We start from the raw sequence: 26604 nt of genomic DNA on the forward strand, positions 1-26604 counted from the left end.
AGCGGGAATCGCTCTAAGATGGGATAAATAGTCCCATCTCGTTCCCTTGGCAGCGACCGGGGCGGCACCTAAATTGTATGCGTCTAACGATGAGGATTCCTTGGGGATTTCCTCGTAGAGCCCAAGGATGAGGCCGCGATCCGCGCGACCACGAAGGAAGATCGATGAACGCCAATCTGCGCAATTTCGCCCTCTGGGTCATTATTGTCTTGCTGCTTTTGGCGTTGTTCACGCTCTTCCAGAATCCAGGTCAGCGGGCCTCCTCGCAGGACATCGCCTTCTCGCAGCTCCTGAGCGAGGTCGACCGCGGCAATGTGCGCGACGTCGTGATCCAGGGGCCGGACATTCACGGCACCTTCACCAACGGCTCCAGCTTCCAGACCTATGCGCCCAGCGACCCGACGCTGGTGAAGCGTCTCTATGACAGCAAGGTCCAGATCACCGCGAAGCCGCCGGGCGACAACGTGCCGTGGTTCGTCTCGCTGCTGGTCTCCTGGCTGCCGTTCATCGCCCTGATCGGCGTGTGGATCTTCCTGTCGCGGCAGATGCAGGGCGGCGCCGGCAAGGCGATGGGCTTTGGCAAGTCGCGCGCCAAGATGCTGACCGAAGCGCATGGCCGCGTCACCTTCGAGGACGTCGCCGGCGTCGACGAGGCCAAGCAGGACCTTCAGGAAATCGTCGAATTCCTCCGCGACCCCGGCAAATTCCAGCGCCTCGGCGGCCGCATTCCGCGCGGCGTGCTGCTGGTCGGCCCTCCCGGCACCGGTAAGACGCTGATCGCGCGTGCGGTCGCGGGCGAAGCCAACGTGCCGTTCTTCACCATCTCCGGTTCTGACTTCGTCGAGATGTTCGTCGGCGTCGGCGCGAGCCGCGTCCGCGACATGTTCGAGCAGGCCAAGAAGAACGCGCCCTGCATCATCTTCATCGACGAAATCGACGCGGTCGGTCGTCACCGTGGCGCCGGTCTCGGCGGCGGCAATGACGAGCGCGAGCAGACGCTGAACCAGTTGCTGGTCGAGATGGACGGCTTCGAGGCCAACGAGGGCGTGATCCTGATCGCCGCGACCAACCGGCCCGACGTGCTCGATCCCGCGCTGCTGCGTCCCGGCCGCTTCGACCGCCAGGTCGTGGTGCCCAATCCGGATGTCGTCGGCCGCGAGCAGATCCTCAAGGTTCACGTTCGCAAGGTGCCGCTGGCCCCCGATATCAACCTCAAGACCATCGCGCGCGGCACCCCGGGCTTCTCCGGCGCCGACCTGATGAACCTCGTCAACGAAGCCGCTTTGACCGCCGCCCGCCGCAACAAGCGGATGGTGACGCAGGCCGAGTTCGAAGAGGCCAAGGACAAGGTGATGATGGGCGCCGAGCGCAAGTCGCTCGTCATGACCGAGGAAGAGAAGTTGCTGACGGCCTATCACGAGGGCGGCCACGCCATCGTCGGCCTCAACGTCGTCGCGACCGATCCGATCCACAAGGCGACCATCATTCCGCGCGGTCGTGCGCTCGGCATGGTCATGCAGCTCCCCGAGCGCGACAAGCTGTCGATGTCTCTGGAGCAGATGACCTCGCGGCTCGCGATCATGATGGGCGGCCGTGTGGCCGAAGAGCTGATCTTCGGCCGCGAGAAGGTGACCTCGGGTGCGTCCTCCGACATCGAGCAGGCGACACGCCTGGCCCGGATGATGGTGACGCGCTGGGGCCTGTCCGAGGCGCTCGGCACCGTGTCCTATGGCGAAAACCAGGACGAGGTTTTCCTGGGCATGTCGGTGTCGCGCACCCAGAACGCATCGGAGGCGACGGTCCAGAAGATCGACACCGAGATCCGGCGTTTCGTGGAAGAGGGCTACAACGAAGCGACGCGTATTCTCACCGAGAAGCGCGCCGATCTCGAAGCTCTCGCCAAGGGCCTGCTCGAGTTCGAGACGCTGAGCGGCGACGAGATCGTCGATCTGCTCAAGGGCAAGAAGCCGAACCGCGAGTCCGTGCTCGAGCCGAGCACGCCGCGCGCCTCGGCGGTGCCCCCGGCCGGCAAGTCGCCGCGCCCGCGGCCCGATGCGGATCCCGGCCTGGAGCCGCAGCCGCAGGCGTAATCGCGGGCGACAGATGAGATTGCAAAACGCGGCGGAAACGCCGCGTTTTTTGTTGGCCGGCGGTTCGTGGATGCAGGGCGTCCCCGGCGCGAGCGAGGCGCGCGGCTTCCGGGGCAAACGCGGGAATCACTAAAGAAGAACTTAACGCTTGCGGCCTATTTTGGCCCGCCATGACTGACCAGGTCGTCCACAGCGCGGTTCAACCGTTTTCGGCACGTGCAGCGCTCCCTTGGGCAGTGGGCCTCGGTGTCTATGCCCTGCTGCTGATCGTTGGGCCGTGGCTGCTCGGTGATCCCGACAGCTATTCTCATATCGAGGTCGGGCGTTGGATCATCGCCCGTGGCACCCTGCCGGAGAGCGATCCCTTTTCGTTTTCGAAGCATGGCGCGCCCTGGATCACGTTCGAATGGCTCTCGGAAATCGTCTACGCCGGAGCCTACGCATTGTCCGGCTGGCCCGGCGTCGTCGTCGTCGCAGCAGCGGCCATAGCGCTCGCCTTCGGCCTGTTCACCTTCTTCCTGCTGCGCGAGCTCTCGCCGGCCCTGACGCTGCTGATGGTGATCGCGGCCGTCATCCTGCTCGCGCCGCATATGCTGGCGCGGCCACATGTCCTCGTGCTGCCGGTGATGGTGATCTGGGCGGCTGCCCTGGTGCGCTGCATGGATCGCGGCGGGCCTCCGCCATACTGGGCGCTGCCGCTGCTGGTGCTGTGGACCAATCTGCATGGCAGCGTCGTGCTCGCGCTCGGGCTGATCGGTCCGGCGGTGCTCGAGGCGCTGCTGCGTGAGGAGCGAAGCGAATGGCCGCGCGTGCTGCTGCGATGGCTGCCCTTCTCGGCCCTTGCCCTCGCAGCGTCCTGCCTGACGCCGCACGGGCCGGAGCCGCTGCTAATGCCGCTGACGACGCTCGGCCTCGGCTCTGCGCTCGCCTGGATCGGGGAATGGCGGCCGCAGGATTTCAGCCATGTCGGTGGCTTCGAGTTGCTGCTGCTGGCCGGCATCTTTGCGCTCGCGCGCGGCGTGACGCTGCCGGTCGTGCGGGCCCTGGTGGTGATCGGCCTGCTCCATTTCGCACTGGCGCAGGTCCGCAACGCGGATCTGCTGGCCATGCTGGCGCCACTCTATCTGGCGGCTCCCTTGGGCAGGAAGTTCGGCGGGCGGATCACGGACGATGCGGAGGGTGCGTCGCGTGGCCTGAATCTGGCCGCGTTCGGTGTTCTGATCGCGATGAGCGGGGTGGCGCTGGCGCGCGACATACGGCCGGCTCCCGTCATCACCCCTCAGGCTGCCATCGCTCAAGCCGACCTCGCCAAGGCGGGGCGTGTGCTCAACGACTATTCCTTCGGCGGCTATTTGATCTTTGCCGGCATTCCCACCTTTATCGATGGTCGCGGCGAACTGTATGGCGGGCCGTTCATCGACCGCTACAATCGTGCCCTGGCGCTGGTCGACCTCGCAGATTTTCTCAAGCTGCTCGACGAATACGACATTGGCGCGACGCTGCTCGCGCCGCGGACACCGGCGGTCGCGATGCTCGACCGGCTGCCGCAGTGGCAACGCGTCTACAGCGACGACGTGGCGGTCGTGCACAAGCGGCGGGATACGCCGCAAAGATAAAGTCAGACGGTCCCGAAGGCCGCGTATTGGCCGCCGAGCGACACGCCGCTCAGGGCATCTTCGAGGCGACGCGCGGGTTTGGTGTCCCAGGGGAGCAGCAGGAAATGGCGGGCGCCGATCTCGCGCAAGCCGCCCGCAGCCATCAGCTTTCGGGTTTTGCCGGCACTGAGCAGGACGGCGTCCCGGTCGAACTCACAGCGGGCAACGGCAAGACGTGTCAGCGGGTTGTAGGGATTGTGCTCGATCACGCAGACGAGCCCCCCGGGGCGTACCACCCGCCGCATCTCGGTGATGAAATGCGTCCATTCGGCCGGCACGATATGGTGCATCACGCAGATGGCCGTCACGAGATCGAAGCTGGCGTCCTCGAAGGGAAAACTGCGGCCGTCAAACTCGCGGTAGTCGACCCCGCTATTGGCCGCGCGGGCCTGCGCCAGGCTGGCCGACGAAACGTCGATACCGCTCAAGCAGCCGACCATGCCGTGCAGCAGCGGATGAAGGCTGCCCACGCCGCAGCCGACGTCCAGCATGTCGGGCCTCTCGGTGTTCAGCCGCTGCGCGATCAGACTGCGCAGCAGATCGGCCTTCGCGCGCATGAAGAAATCATGCGGCAAGCCGGAGAAGTCGATCGAGGACTGGACAACGTCACGGTAGTTGGCGTGATAGTCGTCGAAGAGCTCGCTCATGCGCCGGGTCACTCGTTGACGGCGTGGATGGCAGGTGCTGCCGCCGCCTCGTTGCGATCGAAGCCGGCGCGCGTCTGCACCACATAGAGCGGGCGGCGTTTCACCTCGGCATGGATGCGGCCGACATAGAGCCCCACGATGCCGGTCATCAGCATGTTGATTCCGCACAGCAGGGAGACGACGACGATCGTCGACGACCAGCCGGTGACGAGATGGCTGTCCTTGCTGAGCCACAGCAGGATCACCCAGCCGCCGTAGAGCAGGGCCAGTCCCGAAACCGTCAAGCCGCACCAGATCGCAAGCCGCAGGGGCAGATCGGAAAAGCCGAGCGCGGCGTTCACCGCGAGCCGCACCATCCTGAACAGCGGGTATTTGGTTTCGCCCGCAGCGCGCTCGAGGCGGTGGAAGGCGACCTCGGCCTGCCGGAAACCGAGCCAGGCGATCATGCCGCGCACGAATCGATCCTGCTCCGGCATCTGCCTGAGTGCGTCGAGCACCTTGCGATCGATCAGGCGGAAGTCGCCGACATCGGCGGGGATGCCGACCGAGGACATCCTGCCGAGGAGCCGGTAGAACAGATGCGCCGTCGCACGCTTGAACCGGCTTTCGCCTTCGCGTGACAGGCGGCGGGCGTGGACGACGTCGTTGCCTTCCTGCCATTTTGCGATCAATTGCTCGATCACTTCGGGCGGATCCTGCAAATCGGCATCCATCACGATGATCGCCTCACCTTCCGCGGCGTCCATGCCGGCGGTGATGGCAACCTGATGGCCGAAATTTCGCGACAGGCCGATATAGCGAAAGCGCGGATCGCGCTTGGCGAGCGCCTGGAGCACGATCGAGCTGGAATCGCTGCTGCCGTCGTCGACGAAGATCGCTTCGGCCGGACCGTCGAGCCGGGACAAGACCAGGTCGAGCCGGCGCAGCAGGACCGGCAGCACGGCTTCCTCGTTGAACACGGGGATGACGAGGCTGTAGCGGATCGATCTGGAATTGGCCGCCATGCGAGAGAATCCGGCTGGGTTGCAGGGGCGGGAGTCTAGTTCGGCGGTGGTTAAGGTCGCCTTGCCGCAACTGTTAAGGATCTAGGCCCTCGGGCGATTGAGGGCGGAGGCGGAACGGAATGGCGATGCCCGATTAACCATGCGGTGCAGCCGCGGCGTCGGTCTGGGACCTGCGGCGGATCTTGTAGAGAACAAATCGCCCCGAGGTGTCCAACACCTCCAGCAGATCCGGCAGCGGGTTCGCGGCCGGCGGTCCGAGCACATAGAGATAGTCGTAGTCCCGGTACCAGGTGCGGATGAACGGCGGAACGTCCCCCGGCGGCTGTCTCGTTGCGATCGCCGCAAGCAGCTCCGACGGCACCGGTCCTCCGTAGGGAATGGCAAGGCGGCGCACGGCCTCGCGTGGCCGCACCGGCTGCTTGCCCGCTTCCGTGAAGAGGTTGGGCACGAATGCGTTGGCATAGTGCACGGCCAGCGTCGGCGCATAGTACATCGGATACGAGGTGAGGTCGGCGAAGGGCGGATCACCATTGTCGCCCGTGCTGCCAACGAGAACGCGTGAGCCGCGCTCGATCTTCTGGAACGAGGCGATGATCGCCGCATAGTCGGCGCGGTAAGGCAGCCACACCGCGAAAACGACTGCGAGATTGATCAGGATGATGCCGCTGATCGCGGCGAGCGCAGCCGTTCTCCAGGCCCGGCTGGGCAGCGACAGCGAGCAGAAGGCCGGCAGGATCAGAGCTGCAGCGGGAATCACGCGAAGGTCGACGAACGCGGTTCCGAACAGCTTCGAGGGAATGACGAGGTAAAGCAGTGCAAAGCCGATCGCCAGCCAGAGGCCGGCCGGCTCGAGCTTGAGGACGCCGCGCCTTGCAGCGAACAGCAACGAGATCATCAGCGCCAGCCCGGTCACTGCCGATGCCGTCAGGCTGTAGCCGTTCAGGATGCGCAGCGGCCAAATCGGCTTGAATCCGAAGAACCAGCTCGTCCCTTCGCTTCCGATCGAGCCCGCGGTCAATTGCATGATCCCGAACAACACAAGCGCCGGCAGGGCCAGCGCGCCGAGCCGCGCGGCCGCCACCCGGTACGATATTCGCTGCTGACGAATGCGCGAGAGCTCGTAGAGGCCAAGCGTCGCACCGTAGATGCCGAGCGAGAAGAAATGCGCCGCGTAGAGCGCAGCGACGAACAGCACGTTGGCGACGAAGCGCAGCGGCCATGGGCCTTCGGCCAGCATCAGATAGATTGCGATGCCCCAGAGAGCGAGGCCGAGGCCAAACTCGAAATTCACGAAGCCCCAGCTGAACGGCAGACAGTAGAGGAAAGCGAGTGCAGCGAAGCCGGCAAGATGGACCCGTCCCTTCCGGGTCCATTCCAGCAGCAGCGCGCCCCCGACGATCAGCAATTGGCTCAGCAGCAGAAACAGCCGCGTGGCGTTCTCGACGCTCATCAGCCGCGCCAGCTGCGGCACCAGCAGATCCATTCCAAGGTTGGGATAGAAGGCCCAGGCCACCTCGTAATGCGGATTGGCATCGGGGGTGCCGCTCTGGCTCAGAATGTACATGCGGGCGAGGTGATTGGGATAATCCACCATCGCAGGAATGGGGGTCAGCAGCACCGGAAGAAAGGAGACCGCCGCCAGCACCGCAAGAACGGCGATCGCAAGGGACCGCTCCGAGCCGAGCCGAGCCGGGATTGTCAAAATCGGCCTGTCAAAAGAGGACATGTCGCGGGATCGCCGGGGTTTGAGCGTGGTGTGCCAGGTCGCGTCCACGCCGCCTTTGGAAGGACGTCTCACGATTACGCGTACGCGCCCGTAAGTAGGTTCTCACTTCGAAGGCGCCGCGGTCGCGCCGTCCGCATGGTCTCGCACATGGATCACGGCGACGTCGTCCGTATAGATCCGCTTCCAGCCCTTGATCTGGTCGAGGATCTGCGGGCCCGGCGCATCGGCAACCAGCAGCGTCGCGTCGATCTTGTACTCGTCGAGCAGGCGCGGCAGCAATTCGGGCTTCTTGCCCTCCGTCGCCTTGAAGAAGTCCATGACGAATTTCTCGCCATAGAGCTCGGCACGACCGTCAACGAAGACCGGAATATCGCGCGAGATCAGATAGCCGCCGAACTGGTAGGCATTGAAGATGCGCTGCACCTTGCGTTGCTCGAGCACGTCGACGGCCGCAACCGGCGTGTGCGTCGTCGTGAAGCTGAAGCGGTGGTGCGCCATGTAGAGCGACGTCGAAGTCCAGCTCGCCGCCACGATCATCAGCGCGCCAAGCGCGGTGACATAGCGGGCGGGCCAGCGCCCGGCCCCGGCGGCGTCAGGCGCCGCGCGCGGGAACATCTCGCCGAGCGGCTTTGCCAGCACCAGCGGCACGAGGAAGGCAAATGCCTCGATGCTCCTGACATGGGTCAGCGCGCTCCAGGTCAGGAACAGGATCAGGAGGATCCGGGGCGCCGACAGCACCAGGCCGCGATAATAGCCGAATGCGATCAAGCCGAGCAGGGCGCCTTCGAATGGGGTGAACGTGGAGAAGTTCGCGGGCATCCATTCGAAGATCAGCGACAGCAGTTCGCCGAGGCCGAGAATATTGGTCGCGCCCAGCAGCGTCCGCCAGCCATACGGCGTGCAGCAGCTCGCGATCAGAGCGCCGATTCCGAACAACACCCAGCGCATGAACAGCTGGAGCCGTCGGCCCTTCTCGGCGTGCTCGACAGCCTCGAGCGCGATCGGGCCGATCAGCACGAGGCCCAGCACGAAGCCGCCATGCAAATTCGCCCAGAGCGCCATCAGCGGCAGCCAAGTCCAGGACGGCGCGCTCTTGCGGTCGGCAGCTGCCATCAGCAGGCCTACCCACGCCACCATGACGGGCAGCGCCAGGATATGCGGCCGCGCCAGCACGTGATGGGCCGACAGCAGCAGCGCCAGCATCGCGAACAGCACTGCGCGTGGTGCCTCGATCTGAGCATCGAGCAGATAGATGAAGATCGCGACCGTGACCGCGACCGCGACCGCGGTGAGGATGACGGGGCCTGCCCAGTCCCATTGCGCATGGGAATAGGCGAACAGCACCTGCGACAGCCACGACGTCGAGATCCATGGCGCGCCCGTTCGCGTGAACGAATAGAAGTCGGTGGTGGGCATGGCGCGGTGATCGAGGATCCACTGCCCGATCTTCACCTGCCAGAACGAGTCGGAGTCCTGCAGCCGGGTGTCGCCGAGGTAGAGGAAGAACAGATAGACGCCGGCACCGACACACAGCGGCACCAGGGCCCTCGCGCGGCTCTGCGCCGCGATGCTGTTGGCAAAGGAAAGTGACATGCCGCCTCGTCGTCCTGTTGTTCTTGTCGGTCGGGCATGATCCGGACCCGGCGGGCCGCGTTGGCGCAAAGTGAGGTGCGGTTTCCGAGAAGATCATGCTCGAGCAATCACCTGAAGCGCGATGAACGATTTATCTCATCGCGCGCCAGTCCGAGCGGGCGGCATTGGACCACGGGCGGTCATAACTTCGGGTAAACCGGCAGGCCACGCCGGTTTCAGGTCCCGACAAATTTAACAGATTGTTTTAGATTTCAATTTACCATCGGCGAATACACGCGAAGCGCTCGGTGTTTACGCAGTCGAATTAACTGCGGCGCAATTCTTTGCCTCTACGTTCGGTTCCATGGTCGGGCGGCGCTGGGAAGCCGAAAAGACCAGATCAGTTGTAGCCTCGTGTACTCATTTGGAGCACTCTATGAAGAACCTCGTTGCGCGTTTCCTCAAGGATGAATCCGGCGCCACCGCCATTGAATACGGCCTGATCGCTGCCGGCATCGCGCTGGCGATCATCACCGTCGTCAACAATCTCGGCACCACGCTGAACACCAAGTTCACCGCGATCTCGACCGGCCTCAAGTAAGACCGGACGAACTGCGAATTTCTGAGAGCCTCGTCGCTGACGGGGCTCTTTTCTTTTGGGCGAGGCCGGCAAGGCCCCTAACGAAGCCGGCGCTGCGGACCCACACGCCGTAACTCCGGTCGAGATAGAATTTCGCGGCCCAGATCGAGGCTGCGGCGAGCGCGGCGCCGGCAGCGACGTCGATGATAAAATGCGCGCCGATCACCGGCGTCGCCGCGATCATCAACAGACTGAGCACGGCCACGATGCCGCCGATGCCACGCACCGGCCACAACGCCCACATATAGAGCACGGCCGACGCCGCGTGAAAGGTCGGAAACGAGACGATGCCGGACAGAGAGAACAGCCGGCAAGCTCGCCTTTGACGAGCCGGTGGCCATAGGCGGCCGCGAGTAGCGCCGCGGCGATTGCCAGGGTCACACCTTAGGCGACCGGCTCGAGACTCAGTCCGGTCGAGGGGAGGCCGAGCGCCAGCAGGGTGGCCATCCCGAGAATCGGAAACCAGTTGAGGTGGAAGAGCTGCCAGGCGGTCCGGGAGTCCGTGTCGAGCATGGTGCGCGTTTGCGGCGCGGCCTCTCCGGTGGCGCTCCCACGCATTTGCATCTTGTCATCCCGCCTGAATAGTTGTTCAGTCCTTGCGGGGCGATTTGCATCTTTTGCGTGACGAAGCGTTTAGCCGCAGGGCGTGCGGCAGGCGTGTGGGACAGGAAGCGCGCCATGGTTTATCGGCGGACGCATCAAGTGGTGAAGCGCCTTGCGGCGCGGCGCAGTGCGATCTTGACGGCGGCGCGGGAGACTGCGGCGGAAGGCGGGATGGCGGCGGTGCAGATCGCGCCCGTCGCGGTCCGGGCCAATGTCGCGGCCGGCACGGTCTACCGCTACTTCCCCTCCAAGGCCGAGCTGATCTCCGAGCTGATTGCCGAGGTCTCCCGCGATGAGCTCGCGGCGATCCGCCGGGCGGCCGATGCCGCGCCGGGGCCGTCCTCGGCGCTGGCGGCCGCCGTCACCACCGTGGCGGTCCATACCCTGTCGCAGCGGCGGCTGGCCTGGGGCATTCTGGCCGAACCTGTTGATGTCGATGTCAGCGCCTCCCGCCTTGCCAGCCGGCGGGAGATTGCCGGCGAGATTGCCGCCCGGATCGACGCAGCCGTGCGTGCCGGTCACCTGCCGGCGCAGGACACCGCACTCGCTGCCACCGCCTTGCTCGGCGCGCTGCATGAGGCCCTGGTCGGGCCGCTTGCGCCTGACAATCTCGATGATCCCGTCAAGATGCGCGATGCAGTGCAGACCGTGACGCTGCTGGCGCTCCGTGCCGTCGGCGTCATGGACGCCCGCGCCCGGGGTCTGGTGGTGCAGCAGACGCTGCTGCCGACCGCGAAGGCGCTCGTTGGGGCGTGAAATCGCGGTGCGCACGAAGCGGCCGGCCTGACAGCGCTCAGCTGGTTGACTGAGCGAGCCTTTTCGCAAAACCGCAGCAGGCTCGCCGGGCCCTCCGGCTACTGTGCATGGGGTTGTTTTTCGACTTTTTGTTTGGCGTGCCCTGGCGGGCCTACATGATCGCGTCGCCCTCGGGGCCGACCGAGGCGATGCGCACCATGTTGGTGGTGCCGGGGATGCCGAGCGGCACGCCGGCGACGATGATCACGCGCTGGCCGGCGCGGACGAAACCGTCCCGGAACGCGATCTGGCCGGCGCGGCCGACCATGTCGTCCTGGTCGCGCGCGTCTTCCGCCACCACGCAATGCACGCCCCAGACCACCGCGAGCCGTCGGCCGGCGGTGATGTTCGGCGTGATCGCCACGATCGGCGGCTTCGGCCGCTCGCGCGCCACCCGCACCGCGGTCGAGCCCGATGAGGTCCAGCAGATCAGGGCGGGCAGGTCGAGCGTCTCGGCGATCTGCCGCGCGGCGTCGGCAATGGCATCGCCCGCGGTGGATTCCGGCGCGGGGCGCTGCGCGGTGAGCACGGAACGATAAATCGGATCGCGCTCGACCTCCTCGCCGATGCGGTTCATGGTCGAGACCGCCTCGACCGGGAATTTGCCGGCCGCCGATTCCGCCGACAGCATGATGGCGTCGGCGCCCTCATAGACGGCAGTGGCGACGTCGGAGACTTCGGCGCGGGTCGGCACCGGCGACTGGATCATCGATTCCAGCATCTGGGTTGCGATCACGACCGGCTTGCCGGCGCGGCGCGCCATCCGCGTCATCTGCTTCTGCAGGCTCGGCACGCGCTCGAGCGGCAATTCGACGCCAAGGTCGCCGCGCGCCACCATCAGCGCGTCGGAGGCCTCGATGATGTCGGCGAGACGGTCGATCGCCTGCGGCTTCTCGATCTTGGCCATGACCGCGGCGCGGCCGCGGATCATCTTCTTGGCCTCGATCACGTCGTCGGCGCGCTGCACGAAGGACAGCGCGATCCAGTCGATGCCGGTGACGAGCGCCGCCTCGAGGTCGGCGCGGTCCTTCGAGGTCATGGCGGAGACCGGCAGGTCGGTGTCGGGCAGGCTGACGCCCTTGCGGTCGCTCATCTTGCCGCCGACCACGACCCGCGTCACCGCGTGCTCTTTCGAGGTCTCCTCCGCGATCAGGCGCACCTTGCCGTCGTCGAGCAGCAGCGCGTGGCCGGGCCGCAGCGCCGCCAGGATCTCCGGATGCGGCAGGTGGACGCGCGTGGTGTCGCCGGGGGCCTTGTCGGAATCCAGCGTGAAGGTCTGGCCGTTCTGTAGCTGCACCGAGCCTTCGGCGAAGGAGCCGAGCCTGAGCTTCGGGCCCTGCAGGTCGACCAGGATGCCGATCGGCCGGCCATAGCTGCTCTCGACGTTTCGGATCGTCGCCACCAGCTCCCGCATCTTGTCATGCGGGGTGTGGCTCATGTTGATGCGAAACAGGTCGGCGCCGGCCTCGAACAGGCGGCGGATCATCGCGAGGTCTGAAGAGGCTGGGCCCAGGGTCGCGAGAATCTTGATACGGCGAAGACGCCTCATGGCTTATTTCCAGACGGGGGCGAGGGAGCTGGCGGGAGGCCAGGCGGGGCGGGGGGCGTACCACCGGGCGGGCTATTGGGCAAACCCGGAACCCCGCCCGGGCCAACCGGACCGGGGAGGCCGGGTACGCGTTGCTGCGCCGGCTGTTCGTTGGCATCGGTAAGCTGCACCGTCCACGCCCGCTGCTCACCGGTGTCGACCTCGAAATAGCCGGTCCGGTCATAGCCGCGCGCGAGGCAATCCTCGGTGCCGCGGATGGTGAACTCCTTGTCGCGCGAGCACATGAAGGCCTGCCCCGACCACTCGCCGCCGCGGTCATAGTCGATGGCGTAGATGTAATAGTAACGGGCGACCAACGTTCCCCGCAGCAGGGTCTCGCAGGAGCGGGACGAGATGTTCCACCAGCCCTCGGTGGTCCAGCCCTCGGCGTCCTTGTAGCCGAGCGCAATGCCGACCCGGCTCGACGTGTTGTTGCAGAGACGGAAATCGGCGGAGGCGGGGCTGCCCCACAAGCACAGCAGGCCAATCGCCAGCACCGGGACCAACCGGACGAGCATGCGAAGGGGGGAGCGGGGAGATTCGGCGATCATTGTCGCGGAAGCTATATCAGATCATTGACGATTTGGCGTAGGGGCCGGGGAACTGCCTCAAGGCCGGGTTCGGGTCGGTTTGCGCCGGGATATGGCAAAATCTGTGACAGGACCCACCTGATCCCGTAAGGGTGACCTCCATCGGGTCAGGCCCAAGGGGATACCAGGGATACAGCCATGGCAATCGACGACAAAACCAGAACGGAGCTCGAGGCGGCCGCTTTCCGCCGTCTGGTCGATCATCTGAAGTCGCGGACGGATGTCCAGAACATCGACATGATGAATCTGGCTGGCTTCTGCCGCAACTGCCTGTCCAACTGGCTCAAGGAAGCCGCCGACGCCCAAGGCGTCGCCTTAAGCAAGGACGAGAGCCGGGAAGCCGTCTACGGCATGCCCTACGAGACCTGGAAGTCGAAATACCAGGGCACGGCCACGCCCGAACAGCTCGAGACGATGAAGAAGGTCCATCCCCACGGGCACGGGCACTGAACGGCCCGGGCGCGCGCCTCGCCTGAGTCGCACCACACAACAGCTTTCTTGGCCTCGCCGCAGGAAGGTGTGGGCGCGCTGTGGACGAGCGCGATGCTGCCTTGAACGCCGTCGGTACCAACCCTAAGGGTCTACCAGCACGCGCGGTGAGGGATGCCGGCGTCACTCGTTTTGCCAGTTCCATTGGGAGTACCTAGATGGCCACCTCCGCCGCCGTCCGCGACGACGAGCCCGCGACGAAATTTGCCAAGGACCAGCTCAAATCCATCATCGAGCGCATCGAGCGGCTGGAGGAAGAGAAGAAGGCGATCTCCGACGATATCCGCGACGTCTATGCCGAAAGCAAAGGCAATGGCTACGACGTCAAGGCGCTGCGCACCATCGTGCGCATGCGCAAGCAGGACCCCAACGAGCGCGCCGAGGCCGAGACCATCCTCGAGACCTACATGCAGGCGCTGGGCATGCTCTGAGGCGTTGGCGCCTCAAGCACGACTGCCGTAGCCCGGATGGAGCGACAGCGAAATCCGGGCTCTCGCAGTGTTAAAGCAATCCCCGGATTGCGCCGCGCTCCATCCGGGCTACAAATTGCGCGTGTTTCGTTTGCGAACGGAGTCGCGAATGACTGCGCCATCGCCGCCGCGCGAGGTGAGCCGTGCCTTCGGCGCTCTTCCGGCGCCGATCGGCAAGCGGCTGCTTCAGGTGCGTGCGCTGATCTTCGCGACCGCCGCGGCGCATGAAGAGGTCGGCCGGCTCACCGAGACGCTGAAATGGGGCGAGCCGGCTTATCTAACCGATCAGACCGGCAGCGGCTCGACGATCCGGCTTGGCCGCGTCAAAGACTCCGCGCATGCCGCCATCCTGTTCAATTGCAAGACGACGCTGATCGATAGCTTCCGCGAACGCTTTCCCGATCAATTCGAGTACCGGCAGACGCGGGCGTTGCTGTTGCCGGTGGCGGGCCGGCTGCCGAAGCGGGAATTATCCGTCTGCCTGTCGCTGGCGTTGACGTATCATCTGGACCGGCGGGCGAGGAAAGCGCGGTAGGGCGCTCTCGTAGCCTGGATGGAGCGAAGCGTAATCCGGGGCCGTCGTTGCTCGCGGCGCGACTCCCGGATTGCGCTGCGCTCCGTCCGGGCGACGAGACTGAATTCGTGGAGGTAGCTCGGCGCCTCAGCGCAGCGCGGCGGTACGCATGACGAACGATGTCGTCTGGAGCTTCGCGGTCGCGCTGCCCGAAAAACTGTCGCAGGACAGGCCGTGCATCGGGTCGTCGACAAAGCCCATCGCGATCACGGCCTGCGGCTTGACGAAATAGCCGCGCAGCGCCGCCGTATCGAGCTCGCCCATCAGCGTGACCGACATCGCGCGGCTGGCGCTCGGCGACAGCATCACGATCTTGAGCCAGATGCTCTCGCTCTTGGCGGCGGAGAGGCGGGTCGCGGTCGCGACCGCGCCGTCGACGCTCTTGCCGACCACCGTGTTGATTTCGGTCGCCTGAGCGATGTTGCGCGACGCGGGACGGGCCGAGCGCGGAATCGGCGCGGAGGCGGCGACGACATTGGCGCGATCGACCGGGGAGGCGGCCGGCGCAAAAGCCAGCGCCTGAAGGGCGGCGTTGGACACGCTCGCGGTCGGTTGCGGATCGGCGGCGGCGGCAAGGGCCTGGCGGGCCTTCAGCGCAGCGATTTGCGCCGGCGTCGCCTGCTGCGGCGCGGCCGGGACATCATCCCAGAAGCCGCGGGCATTGATGATGTCGGCCGGGGTCTCCGGCTTGCCGGCAGCGGGCTTGTCGGCCACCGGCGCGGGCTTCGGCTTGGGCGGTGCAACGAGCTGCGCATCGGCCGAGGCGAGCTGGATCGCGGTGGGGATCTGCGGCTTGGCACGCGGCGTCGGCACCGGTTCGGCGGGCTTGGCGGCGGCTGCGACCACGGTCGGTGTCGCCGGCTTGGCGGCCGGGGCGGGCGCGCCCTCGTCGTCCTCGTCGCTGCTGGCGGCCGGAGCGGCGGACTTGCTCTTGAACAAGGCGGCGAAGAAGTTCGGCTTGCTGCTGCTGGAGTCGTCGCCATTGCCGCGGCGCTCGATCTCGGCCTTGGCGAGCTCATAGTTCTTCAGCGGCACGCCGTCGGTCGGCAGATGCACCGTCTTTCCGTCCGGGAAGACGCGGGCGAGCTGGTCATGCGTCATCCGCGGCCAGTGCCGGACGCTGCCGGTATCCAGATGCACGAAGGGGGAGCCGGAGGTCGGATAGAAGCCGACTCCGCCGCGCTGGAGGCGCAGGCCGGCGAAGCGGATCTGCTCCAGCGCCACGCCCGGAATGTAGAAGTCCATCGCATGGCCCAGCATGTGCTGGCTGGCGCGCGCCACACCCGAGGAGCGGCGGCGGAGCATGGCGTTGGTGGCGGGGGAGCGGTAGGAGGAGATGATCTGGATCGGCTGCTTGCCGTCGACGTCGCGGTAGACTTCCCAGAGGATATCGAAGAGGCGGCGGTCCATGACCGTCTCGTCCTGGGTGCGCCAGTCGCGCAGGAAGTGGTTGAGCTGCTTCAGCGCCGCTTCGTCATAGCGGCCATCGCGCTTGAAGGTGACGGTCAGGTCTTCGCCGGAATGGGTGTGGTGGAAGGAGAGCGTCTTGGTCTCGTTCAGCGCGGCGGCGTTGTGAACCGAGCCTGCGCCCGCAAGCAGCAATACGGCAGCGAGGCCGATCCGCGAACCGGTCTTCACTCCCGCATGGGACAACGACAGCACAGTTAATTGGCGTGCGAGACCAGTCAGCACGTATGAGCCCACCCAGTCGACGAGCGTTCAAATGGACTCTCCCGCCAACCCCGTAGCAGCGCGAAAGAGGATGAACGCTTTCTTAAAGCGAGAAGGTTAATTCGAGGTTGACCTTCCCGCCCCCAAACCAAGTCAGACTACAATCCTAACCCGTTGAGTGTGGCAAAAAAACGCCCGGTGCCGGGAGCCTGGTGGACAATGGTTAACGTTAAACGGCCCCATCCATGGGATGGGGCCGTTGATATCGTTGTGAAATTCGAAAAGCCGGGTCCGCGCAGGCTTACCGGGTGAACACCCGCTGCTGCTGGGGCCGGCGGCCGACCGGAGCCGGCGGGGGCGTCGGCGCCCCGCCTCCGAACAGCCGCTCGAAGAAGTTCGGGCCGGAGGACCCGAAGCCGCCGCCATTGTTGGCCACCGCCACGCCCGAGGGCAGGGTCGTCGCCGGGCGCGAATAGCTCGGCTGCGAGTGCGCAACGACGGCCTCGAGATCCTTGCCGCGGTTGTTCTTCAGGATGTTGATCATGGTCGCGTCGCGGCCATAGACGTCCTTGCGGAACTGCAGTTTGCCGGCATCGTCCACGAAGGCGGTCTGATAGGTGATGTTGACCGGGACCGGGGTCGGGAATTTCAGGTCGATCTCGCTCTTGCCGTACATGCTGCGTACGCGCTCGGGCGTGTACTTCTCGTTCGGCATGGTGATGTTGAGCAGCACGGACGCGTACTGATCCGGGTTCTGCACGCGCATGCAGCCATGGCTGAAGGCGCGATCTTCCCTGGCGAACAGGTTCTTGTCCGGCGTGTCGTGCTGATAGACCAGGAACTTGTTCGGGAAGTTGAAGCGGATGCGGCCGAGCGCGTTGGCCTCACCGGGCGGCTGCGAGATGTGCACCGAGCCGTCGCGGTTCTGTTCGAGCTTGAGGCCCATGCGCTGGAGCACGGTCGGGTCCTGCTGCAACGCCGGCAGGTACTCGTTGTAGACGATCGACGGCGGCACGTTCCAGGTCGGATTGACCGTGATGTACTTCATCGTCTCCGTGAGCAGCGGGGTCGCGTGCGTGCCTGGCTTGCCGGTGACGACGCGGGTGGTCCAGACCTGCTGGCCGCGCTGCATCACCTTCAGCGTGTAGTCGGGAATGTTGAGGATCACATAGGCATCGCCCAGCGCGGGCGCGCCGAGATCGCGCGGCAGCCAGCGCCAGCGCTCCATGTTCACCAGCACCACGTCGATCTGCTTGTCGCGCTTCGGGGTGTTGAGCGCCTTCACCGTCTTGTCGTCGAGGATGCCGGTCGCCTTCATCTCGGCGCCGCTCTGGAATTTTCGCACGGCGTCGGCGACCGCTGCGTCATAGCGGGTGTCGCTGGCGTTCTCGGCAAGGCCGAGCTTGGCGCGAAGCTGCGGCACACGCGGATCTTCCAAGACGATCTCAGCCTGCTTCTTGCTGGCCGGGGTGTACTTCAGCGCCGGACCATCGGCGATCTCGATCACCGGGCCGCTGCCCTGACCACGAAGCTCCGCGAGCTTGGCCTTCAGCTCCTTGTAAAGCTTGTGGGGCGGATTGTAGCTGTCGAGCGCAGCGGAGGCGTCCGTCGCGGTCGTGACCTTGGCGAGCACCTCGTTCGGGTCGACCGGATGCTCGGGATAGAGGATGTCGCCGCTGACCTGCGACCAATGCATGCGGCCGCTCTGGGCCTGGCGCGCATAGTCGAACATGCTGGCGGTGAGCTTGAGCTCGGCATCGGCCAGCGCATCGGGCGTGCTGGCGCTGGCGAAGTCCGGCACCGGATAGTCGGCGGGATTGAGGCCGTCGGACGCCGCGTCCTTCAGCCGCGCGATGACGCCCTTGGCCGCGGTGGTCAGGCTGCCGCTTTGCGTCCAGACCGGCGCGAAGTCCCGGGCGCCATAAAACTTCTCGATCGCCGCGCGCTCGTTCTTGCGATCGAAATGGCGCGAGGTCTTGGCGCCGATGATGTCCCTGAGCTTGTCGGCGACCGGCTGGTCGGCGGCGGCAACGTTGCTCGCGGCCTTCACGGGCTCAGCGACAGGGGCCGCAGCCGTGGCGGGTGCCGCAGGCGCAGCCGGCATGGCGGTGTCTGCCTTGGCCGGCTCGGTCTTTGCAGGCTCGGTCTTCGCAGGTTCGGTCTTGGCGGTCTCGCTCTTCGGCGCCTCGGTGGCGGGCGTGGTGGCGATGTCGGAAGGCTTGGTCTCGACCTTGTTCGGGGCCGGTGCGACGTCAGCCTTTACGGGCGCCTGTGCCGGCTCCTTGGCGGAGTCCTGAACCGTGGCGGTGGTGTCGAGCTTGATGTCGGATGCAGTCGGGGGAGGGACGTTGGCCGGCTCGGGGCGCGGGATCGCGGCTTCGATCGCGAGCTCGGCGGCGCTGCTGCGCGCCTGATCCTGCGCCAGGGCCGAGCTGGCCGACACCGTGAGGAAAGTTGCCGCGACCGTCATCAAGACACGGTCGAAGCCCGCACGGTGGTTCAAACAGTCACGCATTGTGTCGCACCCCTCGGGTGAACTGTCCCTCGTGGAACAGCTTTGTTATCGCCTATTGAGCTTCGGCTAAATCGCGCCGGCCTCTCGAAAGTTGCACGCCTGCACGCAACGATTCATACGCAGACGATATACAGGCCCCGGTTTTGCAGCCAGCGCTAACCGGGACAACTCACGCCAAACTGACTTCAAGGGAGCCTCTTGGCAACGGATTGTGCGCCTGCCCAGCGCGCTTTTCCCTGTGTCTGTCACTTCCAAGTCACGGTTCAAGAAGCAGTCGAATTCTGTCGTCATGCGAACGGCTTACAGCCGGTCTCGCATCGCCGCACGAACCCTCGTTCGCATGAGGCTCAGTGCGTCTCCTCGCCGCTTTTCCCGCCATGTCCGGGAACCCCGGCCTCGTCGAGTTTGCGGTAGAGGGTGGACCGGCCGATTTTGAGGCGGCGGGCCACCTCGGACATCTGGCCGCGGTAGTGCGAGATCGCGAAGCGGATGATCTCGTTCTCCATGTCCTCGAGCGCGCGGACGTCGCCGGTGGGGGTCAGCATGGCCAGATTTCCCACAGCCGGGAGCGGCGCGATTGGTATTTCATTGCCCGATACCACCGAAGGGGTCGCCGCCGGCTCGAGCATCAGCGGAGCGGTCGGAATCTCGGTTACGGGATGCGGCTGCGAAGCGAGCAGAGGGAAGTCGCCGAGGCCGAGCTGGTCGCCGTCGCTCATCACCACGGCACGGTAGACCGCATTCTCGAGCTGGCGGATGTTGCCGGGCCAGTCGAGTTGGGCAAGATGGGCCATGGCCTCGCCGCTGATGCCGGTGATCGCGCGGTTCTCCTCGGCGGCAAACCGCGCCAGGAAATGCCGGAGCAGATGCGGGATGTCCTCGCGCCGGGCCCGGAGCGAGGGGATCGTCAGCGGCAGCACGTGCAGGCGATAGAACAGGTCTTCCCGGAAGTGTCCCTGTTTCACCCGCTCCAGCAGCCGACGATTGGTGGCCGAGACGATGCGGACGTCGACCTTGACGGGCTTGCGGCCGCCGACCGCCTCGACCGCGCCTTCCTGGAGCGCGCGCAGCAGCTTGACCTGCGCGGTCAGCGGCAGCTCGCTGACCTCGTCCAGAAACAGCGTGCCGCCATGGGCCTCGACAAACTTGCCCATGTGCCGCTCGGTGGCACCGGTGAAAGCGCCCTTCTCGTGGCCGAACAGAATGGACTCGACGAGGTTGTCGGGGATCGCGCCGCAATTGACGGCGACGAAGGGCTTGGCCTTGCGCTCGCCACTGCCATGGATGGCGCGCGCGAACATCTCCTTGCCGACGCCGGACTCGCCTTCGATCAGAACGGGAATCGCGGAGTTCGCCGCCTTCTGTGCGGCGCGCATCACGCCTGCCATCGCCTCGGCGCGGGTGATGATGTCGGAGAAGGTCAGCCGGCCCTCGCGGCTGTGCCGGATGCGCTGCAATTCGCCCTTGAGCGCGGAGGCGTTGAGCGCGTTGCGCAGCGAGACCTGGAGCCGCTCCACACCAACCGGCTTGACCACGAAATCGGCCGCGCCGGCGCGCATCGCCGAGATCACGTTGTCGATGCCGCCATGGGCGGTCTGCACGATGACGGGGACGCTGAGACCTGCTTCGCGGATTTTCGCCAGCACGCCCATGCCGTCGAGGCCGGGCATCACGAGATCGAGGATGACGGCGTCGATGGCCGGAGCATCGGGCGCGGTGAGGGCTGCGATCGCGGCGTCACCGGAGTCCACGACGACCGTCTCATAGCCGCATTTCTGCACCATGTTCTCGACCAGCCGGCGGGCTACGGCGTCGTCGTCGGCGATCAAAATACTGGCAGCCATGGTGTTCCCCGCACGCTACTACTATCTGTCTCGAATCGGGGCACTCTGGCCGAAGCCGATTAACGCACTCTTAAACCTTGATGCCCCCGCCCGCCGTCGCGCTTGTTGAACACAGGTTTCCCACACAATGAATTCGCGCTCCAAGCCTGCTCTTAAAAAGTCCGCCCTCCACAAGCCAGCTGCCAAGACATCCGCCGCCAAGAAATCTACCGTCAAGACGAAGTCCTCCGGGTCTTCACGCGCAAAGCCTGCGAGCAAGACCGGCAAGCTTCCGGAGTGGAACCTTGCCGATCTCTATTCCGGGATCGATGCGCCGGAAGTGGCGCGCGATCTCGAAAAGATGGATGCCGACTGCGTCGCGTTCGAGACGGACTACAAGGGCAAGCTGGCGACAGGGACAGCAAACGAAGATGGCGGAAAATGGCTCGCGGAAGCCGTGCGACGCTATGAGGCAATCGACGATCTTGCCGGCCGGCTCGGTTCCTATGCCGGGCTCATCCACGCCGGCGACAGCGTCGACCCTGCGATTTCAAAGTTTTACGGCGATGTGTCGGAGCGGCTGACGGCGGCGTCCACGCATTTGCTGTTCTTCGCGCTCGAGCTCAACCGTGTCGATGACGATATTTTGAACCGGGCCATGCATGCGCCCGAGCTCGCGCACTACCGTCCCTGGATCGAGGATCTGCGCAAGGAGAAGCCATATCAGCTCGACGACAAGCTCGAGCAGCTTTTCCTGGAGAAGGCGCAGACCGGCTATTCCGCCTTCAACCGGCTGTTCGACCAGACCATCTCCGGACTGCGCTTCAAGGTCGGGGCCAAGGAGCTGGCGATCGAGCCGACGCTCAATCTGCTGCAGGACCGCGACGGCGCCAAGCGCAAGAGCGCGGCCGAGGCACTGGCAAAAACCTTCAAGGCCAATGAGCGCACCTTCGCGCTGATCACCAACACGCTCGCCAAGGACAAGGACATCTCCGACCGCTGGCGCGGCTTCCAGGACGTCGCGGATTCCCGCCATCTCAACAACCGCGTCGAGCGCGAGGTGGTGGATGCGCTGGTCGCCTCGGTGCAGGCGGCCTATCCAAAGTTGTCGCATCGCTATTACACGTTGAAGGCGAAGTGGTTCCGCAAGAAGCGGCTGGCTTATTGGGATCGCAACGCGCCGCTGCCCTTTGCCGCGACGGACGTCATCGGCTGGCCCGATGCGCGCAACATGGTGCTGACGGCCTATCGCGGCTTCTCGCCCAAAATGGCTGATATCGCCGAGCGCTTCTTCACCGATCGCTGGATCGACGCGCCGGTGCGTCCGGGCAAGGCGCCCGGCGCATTTTCGCATCCGACCACGCCCTCGGCGCACCCTTATGTGCTGATGAACTACCAGGGCAAGCCGCGAGACGTGATGACCCTCGCGCACGAGCTCGGCCATGGCGTGCATCAGGTGCTGGCGGCGAAGAACGGCGCGCTGATGGCGCCGACGCCGCTGACGCTGGCGGAGACCGCAAGCGTGTTCGGCGAGATGCTGACCTTCCGGCGGCTGCTGGCGCAGACCAAGAGCGCCAAGCAGCGCCAGGCGCTGCTCGCCGGCAAGGTCGAGGACATGATCAACACCGTGGTGCGGCAGATCGCGTTCTACTCGTTCGAGCGCGCGGTCCACACCGAGCGCAAGAACGGCGAGCTCACCGCGACGCGGCTCGGCGAGATCTGGCTGTCGGTGCAGGGCGACAGCCTCGGGCCGGCGATCGAGATCAAGGCGGGTTACGAGAACTACTGGATGTACATCCCGCACTTCATCCATTCACCGTTCTACGTCTACGCCTACGCGTTCGGCGATTGCCTCGTGAACTCGCTGTATGCTGTCTACGAGAACGCGAACGAGGGCTTTGCCGAGCGCTATCTCGACATGCTCGCCGCCGGCGGCACCAAGCACTATTCCGAGTTGCTACGGCCGTTCGGACTGGATGCCAAGGACCCGAAATTCTGGGACGGCGGTCTGTCGGTCATCGCCGGGATGATCGACGAGCTGGAGGCGATGGGCTGAGGTGGGTAGCTGCTCCAGACGCCAAACAGGGCGTAAAACACCTGTTGAACGGCCTGACTAGAAGTGTTATACATATGTATAACGTCCTCGAGGCAACCCATGAAGATCGAGATCAAGAAAATCGGCAATTCCGACGGTCTGCTGCTGCCGCGCGAGCTGATGCGGCGGCTCGATCTCAAGCGCGGACAGCAATTGCACATCGTGGAATTACCCGGCGGTGGCTTTCAGTTGTTGCCCTACGACCCCGATTTCGAGCGGACGATGGAAATCGCCGACGAGGTGATGGACAAGTATCGCGACACGCTCGCTGCGCTCGCAAAATAGCTTGCTACGCAGATGGGCGATCTCCAGGAGCCGCTCTGGATCACCTACGAGCAGGTCGTCGCAATTCACAGTAGACAACTCCGCCGCTTCGGCGGTGCGCCGGGATTGCGCGACGAGGGCATGTTGCGCTCGGCGCTGGACCGTCCGATCAATAAATGGCGGTACGAGCAGGTGCCGATCGATGAACTCGCCGCAGCATATGCATTTGGCCTCGCGAAAAACCATGCATTTGTCGATGGAAACAAGCGCATCGCCTTCATGGCGATGATGGTCTTCCTCCACAAGAACGGCGTGGCCTTCACTCCCGATCCTGCGGAAGCGACAACCATCATCCTCTCGCTCGCCGCCGGTGAAGTCAGCGAACAGAGCCTCGTCCGCTGGATCCGCGACAATTGGGATTCCAAATGACCTGATTTGCAGGAAAACCGCGTCCCGGTGCCGTTGCCCTGCCCGAAACTTTGCGGTATCCCAGCCCAAGAATTCGACTTTCGACTGGGGACAATCCATGGCTGATCATAGCGAAGTGGCGTACAGCACCGCCGACGGCAACGACTACGTTGCCCACGAGCAGACCTACGAGGGCTTCATCAAGCTGGTGAAGTACGGCACGGCCTCGGTCGCGCTCATCGTGATCCTGATGGCGATCTTCCTGACCTGATCTGTCGGCGGCTGCACACGCCAGCGGCAGCAGCTGCCCAGAATATTTGCATCCAAGCCGGTGCCAAAACCGGTATCGAACGCCGCGGGAGTAACGCTTAGTTTGCGCGCGCGCTGTCCCGCGCCGCCGGAGGACCTATGAAGATCGCCGTTGCCAAGGAAATCGATCCGCTCGAGCCGCGAGTCGCCGCTTCGCCCGATACGGTGAAGAAGTTCAAGGCGCTGGGCGCCGAGATCGCCGTCGAGCCGGGCGCCGGCATCAAATCGGGCCTGCCTGATTCCGAATTCACCGCCGTGGGTGCCACCGTCAGCGCAGATGCGCTGAAGGATGCCGACATCATCATCAAGGTGAAGCGCCCTGAAGCCTCCGAGCTCGCGCAGTACAAGCGCGGTGCGCTCGTCATCGCCATCATGGACCCCTACGGGAACGAGGCTGCGCTGAAGACGATCGCCGATGCCGGCGTCTCCGCCTTCGCGATGGAATTGATGCCGCGCATCACGCGCGCGCAGGTGATGGACGTGCTGTCCTCGCAGGCGAACCTTGCCGGCTACCGCGCCGTGATCGAGGGCGCCGAGGCGTTCGGCCGCGCCTTCCCGATGATGATGACCGCCGCCGGCACCGTGCCCGCGGCCAAGGTGTTCGTGATGGGCGTCGGCGTTGCCGGCCTTCAGGCGATCGCGACCGCGCGCCGTCTCGGCGCCGTCGTCACCGCGACCGACGTGCGGCCCGCGACCAAAGAGCAGGTCGAATCGCTCGGCGCGAAATTCCTCGCCGTCGAGGACGAGGAGTTCAAGAACGCGCAGACCGCCGGCGGCTACGCCAAGGAAATGTCCAGGGAATACCAGGCCAAGCAGGCCGCGCTCACCGCCGAGCACATCAAGAAGCAGGACATCGTGATCACCACGGCGCTGATTCCGGGTCGGCCCGCGCCGAAGCTCGTCTCCGGCGAGATGGTCAAGTCGATGAAGCCTGGTTCGGTGCTGGTCGATCTCGCGGTCGAGCGCGGCGGCAATGTCGAGGGCGCCAAGGCCGGCGAGGTCGTCGACCTCGATGGCATCAAGATCGTCGGCTACACCAACGTCGCCGGCCGCGTCGCGGCCTCGGCCTCCAGCCTCTACGCGCGCAATCTGTTCTCCTTCATCGAGACCATGGTCGACAAGAAAGAGAAGAAGCTCGCCGTGAACTGGGATGACGAACTGGTCAAGGCGACCGCGCTCACGAAAGACGGCGCCGTCATCCACCCGAACTTCCAGCCGAAGGTTTAAGGAGACCCGCCATGGAGCATGCTGCACAGGTCGTCGACCCCTTCATCTTCCGGCTGTCGATCTTCGTCCTCGCCGTTTTCGTCGGCTATTTCGTGGTGTGGTCGGTGACACCGGCCCTGCACACGCCGCTGATGAGCGTGACCAACGCGATCTCTTCGGTGATCGTGGTCGGCGCGTTGCTTGCCGGCGGCGTCGCGAACGTCTCGAGTGGCTCGGGCTGGGCTCGCGCCTTCGGCTTTGTCGCGCTCATTTTCGCCTGCGTGAACATTTTTGGCGGCTTCCTTGTCACCCAGCGCATGCTGGCGATGTACAAGAAGAAGTCGAAGTAAGCGGCCACCTCGGGCTGAAGGATTAATGGGGACCTGAGATGAGCGCCAACCTCTCTGCATTTTTGTATCTCGTGGCGGGAGTGCTGTTCATCCTGTCGCTGCGCGGGCTGTCCAGCCCGGCTTCGTCGCGCCAGGGCAATCTGTTCGGCATGATCGGCATGGCGATTGCGGTCGCCACCACGCTGGCCAACCATCCGCCGGCAGACGGCCTCGCCTGGGTGCTCGTCATCGTCGGCATCGCCATCGGCGGCGCGATCGGCGCGGTGATCGCCCGCCGCGTGCCGATGACCTCGATGCCGGAACTGGTCGCCGCCTTCCACTCGCTGGTCGGCATGGCCGCGGTGCTGGTCGCCGCCGGCGCGTTCTACGCGCCCGAAGCCTTCGACATCGGCATCCCCGGCAACATCCATCCGCAGAGCCTGGTCGAGATGTCGCTCGGCGTCGCCATCGGCGCGCTGACCTTCACCGGCTCGGTGATCGCGTTCCTGAAGCTGTCCGCGCGCATGAGCGGCGCGCCGATCATCCTGCCCGCCCGTCACATCATCAACATCGCGATTGCGGTGGCGCTGGTGTTCTTCATCGTCCGCCTCGTCCTCACCGGCGGCGCGCTCGACTTCTGGCTGATCGTCATCCTGGCGCTGGCGCTCGGCGTGCTCATGATCATCCCGATCGGCGGCGCCGACATGCCGGTCGTGATCTCGATGCTGAACTCGTACTCGGGTTGGGCTGCGGCCGGCATCGGCTTCACGCTCGGCAATTCCGCGCTGATCATCACCGGCGCGCTGGTCGGCTCCTCGGGCGCGATCCTGTCCTACATCATGTGCCACGCGATGAACCGGTCCTTCATCTCGGTCATCCTCGGCGGCTTCGGCGGCGAGACCGCGGCCGCCGGCGGTGGCGGCGGTGAGCAGAAGCCCGCCAAGCTCGGCTCGGCCGACGACGCGGCCTTCATCATGAAGAATGCCCAGAAGGTCATCATCGTGCCCGGCTATGGCATGGCGGTGGCGCAGGCGCAGCACGCGCTGCGCGAGATGGGCGACATCCTGAAGAAGGAAGGCGTCGAGGTGAAGTACGCCATTCACCCGGTCGCCGGCCGCATGCCCGGCCACATGAACGTGCTGCTCGCCGAAGCCAACGTCCCCTACGACGAGGTGTTCGAGCTCGAGGACATCAACTCCGAGTTCGCACAGGCCGACATCGCCTTCGTGATCGGCGCCAACGACGTCACCAACCCGGCGGCCGAGGAGGACAAGACCTCGCCGATCTACGGCATGCCCGTGCTGCAGGTCTGGAAGGCCGGCACCGTGATGTTCATCAAGCGCTCGCTGGCCTCCGGCTATGCCGGCATCGACAATCCGCTGTTCTACCGCGACAACACCATGATGCTGCTCGGCGACGCCAAGAAGGTCACCGAGAACATCGTCAAGGCGATGTAGCACGCGAAGGAAACGGACCGTGGCCATCAACAGGGATTGGCACCGGTCTCATCGCATGCCCCTCAAGGCGACGCGCGAGCAGCG

The 26604-nt window shown here is 65.2% G+C and carries 25 protein-coding genes; 14 read left to right on the forward strand and 11 right to left on the reverse strand.

What is annotated here, in order from left to right; genetic code table 11:
* Positions 1-164: 164 nt before the first annotated feature.
* Positions 165-2090: an ATP-dependent zinc metalloprotease FtsH gene (ftsH, locus tag GGD62_RS26995; protein WP_018317780.1), complete on the forward strand. Its 1926-nt coding sequence runs from the start codon at positions 165-167 to the stop codon at positions 2088-2090.
* A gap of 170 nt (positions 2091-2260) precedes the next feature.
* Positions 2261-3706 (forward strand): hypothetical protein, encoded by a 1446-nt coding sequence (locus GGD62_RS27000; RefSeq protein WP_183711144.1) that lies wholly within the window; start codon positions 2261-2263, stop codon positions 3704-3706.
* Between the two features lie 2 nt (positions 3707-3708).
* Here the strand turns inward: GGD62_RS27000 and GGD62_RS27005 are convergent, their stop codons facing one another.
* From GGD62_RS27005 to GGD62_RS27020, 4 genes are all read right to left on the reverse strand, one after another.
* Positions 3709-4392, reverse strand: a complete 684-nt coding sequence (locus GGD62_RS27005) for a class I SAM-dependent methyltransferase (RefSeq protein ID WP_210317944.1) — start codon at positions 4390-4392, stop codon at positions 3709-3711.
* Between the two features lie 8 nt (positions 4393-4400).
* A complete protein-coding gene (locus GGD62_RS27010; protein WP_183711148.1) occupies positions 4401-5396 on the reverse strand; it encodes a glycosyltransferase family 2 protein in 996 nt (331 codons plus the stop codon).
* 133 nt (positions 5397-5529) lie between these two features.
* Entirely contained in the window at positions 5530-7122 is a 1593-nt protein-coding gene (locus GGD62_RS27015; RefSeq protein WP_183711150.1) for a hypothetical protein, read from the reverse strand.
* A gap of 102 nt (positions 7123-7224) precedes the next feature.
* Positions 7225-8715 (reverse strand): hypothetical protein, encoded by a 1491-nt coding sequence (locus GGD62_RS27020; protein WP_183711152.1) that lies wholly within the window; start codon positions 8713-8715, stop codon positions 7225-7227.
* A 415-nt stretch (positions 8716-9130) separates the two neighbouring features.
* Here GGD62_RS27020 and GGD62_RS27025 point away from each other — a divergent pair, with 415 nt between their 5' ends.
* Positions 9131-9295: a Flp family type IVb pilin gene (locus GGD62_RS27025; RefSeq protein ID WP_018317786.1), complete on the forward strand. Its 165-nt coding sequence runs from the start codon at positions 9131-9133 to the stop codon at positions 9293-9295.
* Here GGD62_RS27025 and GGD62_RS40960 read toward each other — a convergent pair.
* Both GGD62_RS40960 and GGD62_RS40965 read right to left on the reverse strand, forming a co-directional pair.
* Positions 9288-9578: a phosphatase PAP2 family protein gene (locus tag GGD62_RS40960; protein WP_246800308.1), complete on the reverse strand. Its 291-nt coding sequence runs from the start codon at positions 9576-9578 to the stop codon at positions 9288-9290. The two genes, GGD62_RS27025 and GGD62_RS40960, sit on opposite strands and share 8 nt — an antisense overlap.
* A 140-nt stretch (positions 9579-9718) precedes the next feature.
* Positions 9719-9898, reverse strand: coding sequence for a hypothetical protein (locus tag GGD62_RS40965; protein WP_246800306.1), 180 nt, complete (start codon positions 9896-9898; stop codon positions 9719-9721).
* 114 nt (positions 9899-10012) lie between these two features.
* Here GGD62_RS40965 and GGD62_RS27035 point away from each other — a divergent pair, with 114 nt between their 5' ends.
* Positions 10013-10693 (forward strand): TetR/AcrR family transcriptional regulator, encoded by a 681-nt coding sequence (locus GGD62_RS27035; RefSeq protein WP_026201906.1) that lies wholly within the window; start codon positions 10013-10015, stop codon positions 10691-10693.
* Between the two features lie 151 nt (positions 10694-10844).
* On the opposite strand, the gene pyk is transcribed toward GGD62_RS27035, so the two are convergent.
* Complete coding sequence (pyk, locus tag GGD62_RS27040; RefSeq protein ID WP_018317789.1) at positions 10845-12281, reverse strand: pyruvate kinase; 1437 nt, start codon at positions 12279-12281, stop codon at positions 10845-10847.
* Positions 12278-12871, reverse strand: coding sequence for a DUF1036 domain-containing protein (locus GGD62_RS27045; protein WP_183711154.1), 594 nt, complete (start codon positions 12869-12871; stop codon positions 12278-12280). Before GGD62_RS27045 ends, pyk begins: the two co-directional genes overlap by 4 nt.
* A 177-nt stretch (positions 12872-13048) precedes the next feature.
* Here GGD62_RS27045 and GGD62_RS27050 point away from each other — a divergent pair, with 177 nt between their 5' ends.
* The 3 genes from GGD62_RS27050 (at position 13049) to GGD62_RS27060 (ending at position 14404) form a co-directional block, all read left to right on the forward strand.
* A complete protein-coding gene (locus tag GGD62_RS27050; RefSeq protein ID WP_028140305.1) occupies positions 13049-13360 on the forward strand; it encodes a DUF1244 domain-containing protein in 312 nt (103 codons plus the stop codon).
* A gap of 197 nt (positions 13361-13557) precedes the next feature.
* A complete protein-coding gene (locus GGD62_RS27055) occupies positions 13558-13830 on the forward strand; it encodes a DUF2312 domain-containing protein (protein WP_014492426.1) in 273 nt (90 codons plus the stop codon).
* A gap of 148 nt (positions 13831-13978) precedes the next feature.
* Positions 13979-14404: a DUF1801 domain-containing protein gene (locus GGD62_RS27060; RefSeq protein ID WP_183711156.1), complete on the forward strand. Its 426-nt coding sequence runs from the start codon at positions 13979-13981 to the stop codon at positions 14402-14404.
* Between the two features lie 126 nt (positions 14405-14530).
* Here GGD62_RS27060 and GGD62_RS27065 read toward each other — a convergent pair whose 3' ends face one another.
* The 3 genes from GGD62_RS27065 to GGD62_RS27075 all read right to left on the reverse strand — a co-directional run bounded on the left by GGD62_RS27065 (position 14531) and on the right by GGD62_RS27075 (position 20473).
* A complete protein-coding gene (locus GGD62_RS27065; protein ID WP_183236193.1) occupies positions 14531-16147 on the reverse strand; it encodes a DUF882 domain-containing protein in 1617 nt (538 codons plus the stop codon).
* A 268-nt stretch (positions 16148-16415) separates the two neighbouring features.
* Positions 16416-18629: a murein L,D-transpeptidase gene (locus tag GGD62_RS27070; RefSeq protein ID WP_183711158.1), complete on the reverse strand. Its 2214-nt coding sequence runs from the start codon at positions 18627-18629 to the stop codon at positions 16416-16418.
* Positions 18630-18976: 347 nt separating this feature from the next.
* Entirely contained in the window at positions 18977-20473 is a 1497-nt protein-coding gene (locus GGD62_RS27075) for a sigma-54 dependent transcriptional regulator (RefSeq protein ID WP_018317795.1), read from the reverse strand.
* A 127-nt stretch (positions 20474-20600) separates the two neighbouring features.
* Here GGD62_RS27075 and GGD62_RS27080 point away from each other — a divergent pair, with 127 nt between their 5' ends.
* From GGD62_RS27080 to GGD62_RS27110, 7 genes are all read left to right on the forward strand, one after another.
* Entirely contained in the window at positions 20601-22508 is a 1908-nt protein-coding gene (locus GGD62_RS27080) for a M3 family oligoendopeptidase (protein ID WP_183711160.1), read from the forward strand.
* A 99-nt stretch (positions 22509-22607) separates the two neighbouring features.
* A complete protein-coding gene (locus GGD62_RS27085) occupies positions 22608-22832 on the forward strand; it encodes an AbrB family transcriptional regulator (protein WP_179739031.1) in 225 nt (74 codons plus the stop codon).
* 12 nt (positions 22833-22844) lie between these two features.
* A complete protein-coding gene (locus GGD62_RS27090) occupies positions 22845-23240 on the forward strand; it encodes a type II toxin-antitoxin system death-on-curing family toxin (protein WP_179739033.1) in 396 nt (131 codons plus the stop codon).
* A 97-nt stretch (positions 23241-23337) separates the two neighbouring features.
* Positions 23338-23490, forward strand: a complete 153-nt coding sequence (locus tag GGD62_RS27095) for an aa3-type cytochrome c oxidase subunit IV (RefSeq protein ID WP_018317799.1) — start codon at positions 23338-23340, stop codon at positions 23488-23490.
* Between the two features lie 137 nt (positions 23491-23627).
* Positions 23628-24755 carry a Re/Si-specific NAD(P)(+) transhydrogenase subunit alpha gene (locus GGD62_RS27100; RefSeq protein WP_018317800.1) on the forward strand — a complete coding sequence of 376 codons (1128 nt, stop codon included), beginning with the start codon at positions 23628-23630 and terminating at the stop codon, positions 24753-24755.
* A gap of 11 nt (positions 24756-24766) precedes the next feature.
* Entirely contained in the window at positions 24767-25084 is a 318-nt protein-coding gene (locus tag GGD62_RS27105; RefSeq protein ID WP_018317801.1) for a proton-translocating transhydrogenase family protein, read from the forward strand.
* A gap of 38 nt (positions 25085-25122) precedes the next feature.
* Positions 25123-26520, forward strand: a complete 1398-nt coding sequence (locus GGD62_RS27110) for an NAD(P)(+) transhydrogenase (Re/Si-specific) subunit beta (protein ID WP_183711161.1) — start codon at positions 25123-25125, stop codon at positions 26518-26520.
* Positions 26521-26604: the final 84 nt, after the last annotated feature.

It is taken from the genome of Bradyrhizobium sp. ERR14, assembly GCF_014198235.1.
Classification (GTDB): Bacteria; Pseudomonadota; Alphaproteobacteria; order Rhizobiales; family Xanthobacteraceae; genus Bradyrhizobium.

Bases quoted from the DNA above. Each gene is read 5' to 3' on its own strand.
- ftsH (WP_018317780.1), top strand. From the start codon at position 165: ATGAACGCCAATCTGCGCAATTTCGCCCTCTGGGTCATTATTGTCTTG.
- GGD62_RS27000 (WP_183711144.1), top strand. From the start codon at position 2,261: ATGACTGACCAGGTCGTCCACAGCGCGGTTCAACCGTTTTCGGCACGT.
- GGD62_RS27005 (WP_210317944.1), bottom strand. From the start codon at position 4,392: ATGAGCGAGCTCTTCGACGACTATCACGCCAACTACCGTGACGTTGTC.
- GGD62_RS27010 (WP_183711148.1), bottom strand. From the start codon at position 5,396: ATGGCGGCCAATTCCAGATCGATCCGCTACAGCCTCGTCATCCCCGTG.
- GGD62_RS27015 (WP_183711150.1), bottom strand. From the start codon at position 7,122: ATGTCCTCTTTTGACAGGCCGATTTTGACAATCCCGGCTCGGCTCGGC.
- GGD62_RS27020 (WP_183711152.1), bottom strand. From the start codon at position 8,715: ATGTCACTTTCCTTTGCCAACAGCATCGCGGCGCAGAGCCGCGCGAGG.
- GGD62_RS27025 (WP_018317786.1), top strand. From the start codon at position 9,131: ATGAAGAACCTCGTTGCGCGTTTCCTCAAGGATGAATCCGGCGCCACC.
- GGD62_RS40960 (WP_246800308.1), bottom strand. From the start codon at position 9,578: ATGTGGGCGTTGTGGCCGGTGCGTGGCATCGGCGGCATCGTGGCCGTG.
- GGD62_RS40965 (WP_246800306.1), bottom strand. From the start codon at position 9,898: ATGCAAATGCGTGGGAGCGCCACCGGAGAGGCCGCGCCGCAAACGCGC.
- GGD62_RS27035 (WP_026201906.1), top strand. From the start codon at position 10,013: ATGGTTTATCGGCGGACGCATCAAGTGGTGAAGCGCCTTGCGGCGCGG.
- pyk (WP_018317789.1), bottom strand. From the start codon at position 12,281: ATGAGGCGTCTTCGCCGTATCAAGATTCTCGCGACCCTGGGCCCAGCC.
- GGD62_RS27045 (WP_183711154.1), bottom strand. From the start codon at position 12,871: ATGATCGCCGAATCTCCCCGCTCCCCCCTTCGCATGCTCGTCCGGTTG.
- GGD62_RS27050 (WP_028140305.1), top strand. From the start codon at position 13,049: ATGGCAATCGACGACAAAACCAGAACGGAGCTCGAGGCGGCCGCTTTC.
- GGD62_RS27055 (WP_014492426.1), top strand. From the start codon at position 13,558: ATGGCCACCTCCGCCGCCGTCCGCGACGACGAGCCCGCGACGAAATTT.
- GGD62_RS27060 (WP_183711156.1), top strand. From the start codon at position 13,979: ATGACTGCGCCATCGCCGCCGCGCGAGGTGAGCCGTGCCTTCGGCGCT.
- GGD62_RS27070 (WP_183711158.1), bottom strand. From the start codon at position 18,629: ATGCGTGACTGTTTGAACCACCGTGCGGGCTTCGACCGTGTCTTGATG.
- GGD62_RS27075 (WP_018317795.1), bottom strand. From the start codon at position 20,473: ATGGCTGCCAGTATTTTGATCGCCGACGACGACGCCGTAGCCCGCCGG.
- GGD62_RS27080 (WP_183711160.1), top strand. From the start codon at position 20,601: ATGAATTCGCGCTCCAAGCCTGCTCTTAAAAAGTCCGCCCTCCACAAG.
- GGD62_RS27085 (WP_179739031.1), top strand. From the start codon at position 22,608: ATGAAGATCGAGATCAAGAAAATCGGCAATTCCGACGGTCTGCTGCTG.
- GGD62_RS27090 (WP_179739033.1), top strand. From the start codon at position 22,845: ATGGGCGATCTCCAGGAGCCGCTCTGGATCACCTACGAGCAGGTCGTC.
- GGD62_RS27095 (WP_018317799.1), top strand. From the start codon at position 23,338: ATGGCTGATCATAGCGAAGTGGCGTACAGCACCGCCGACGGCAACGAC.
- GGD62_RS27100 (WP_018317800.1), top strand. From the start codon at position 23,628: ATGAAGATCGCCGTTGCCAAGGAAATCGATCCGCTCGAGCCGCGAGTC.
- GGD62_RS27105 (WP_018317801.1), top strand. From the start codon at position 24,767: ATGGAGCATGCTGCACAGGTCGTCGACCCCTTCATCTTCCGGCTGTCG.
- GGD62_RS27110 (WP_183711161.1), top strand. From the start codon at position 25,123: ATGAGCGCCAACCTCTCTGCATTTTTGTATCTCGTGGCGGGAGTGCTG.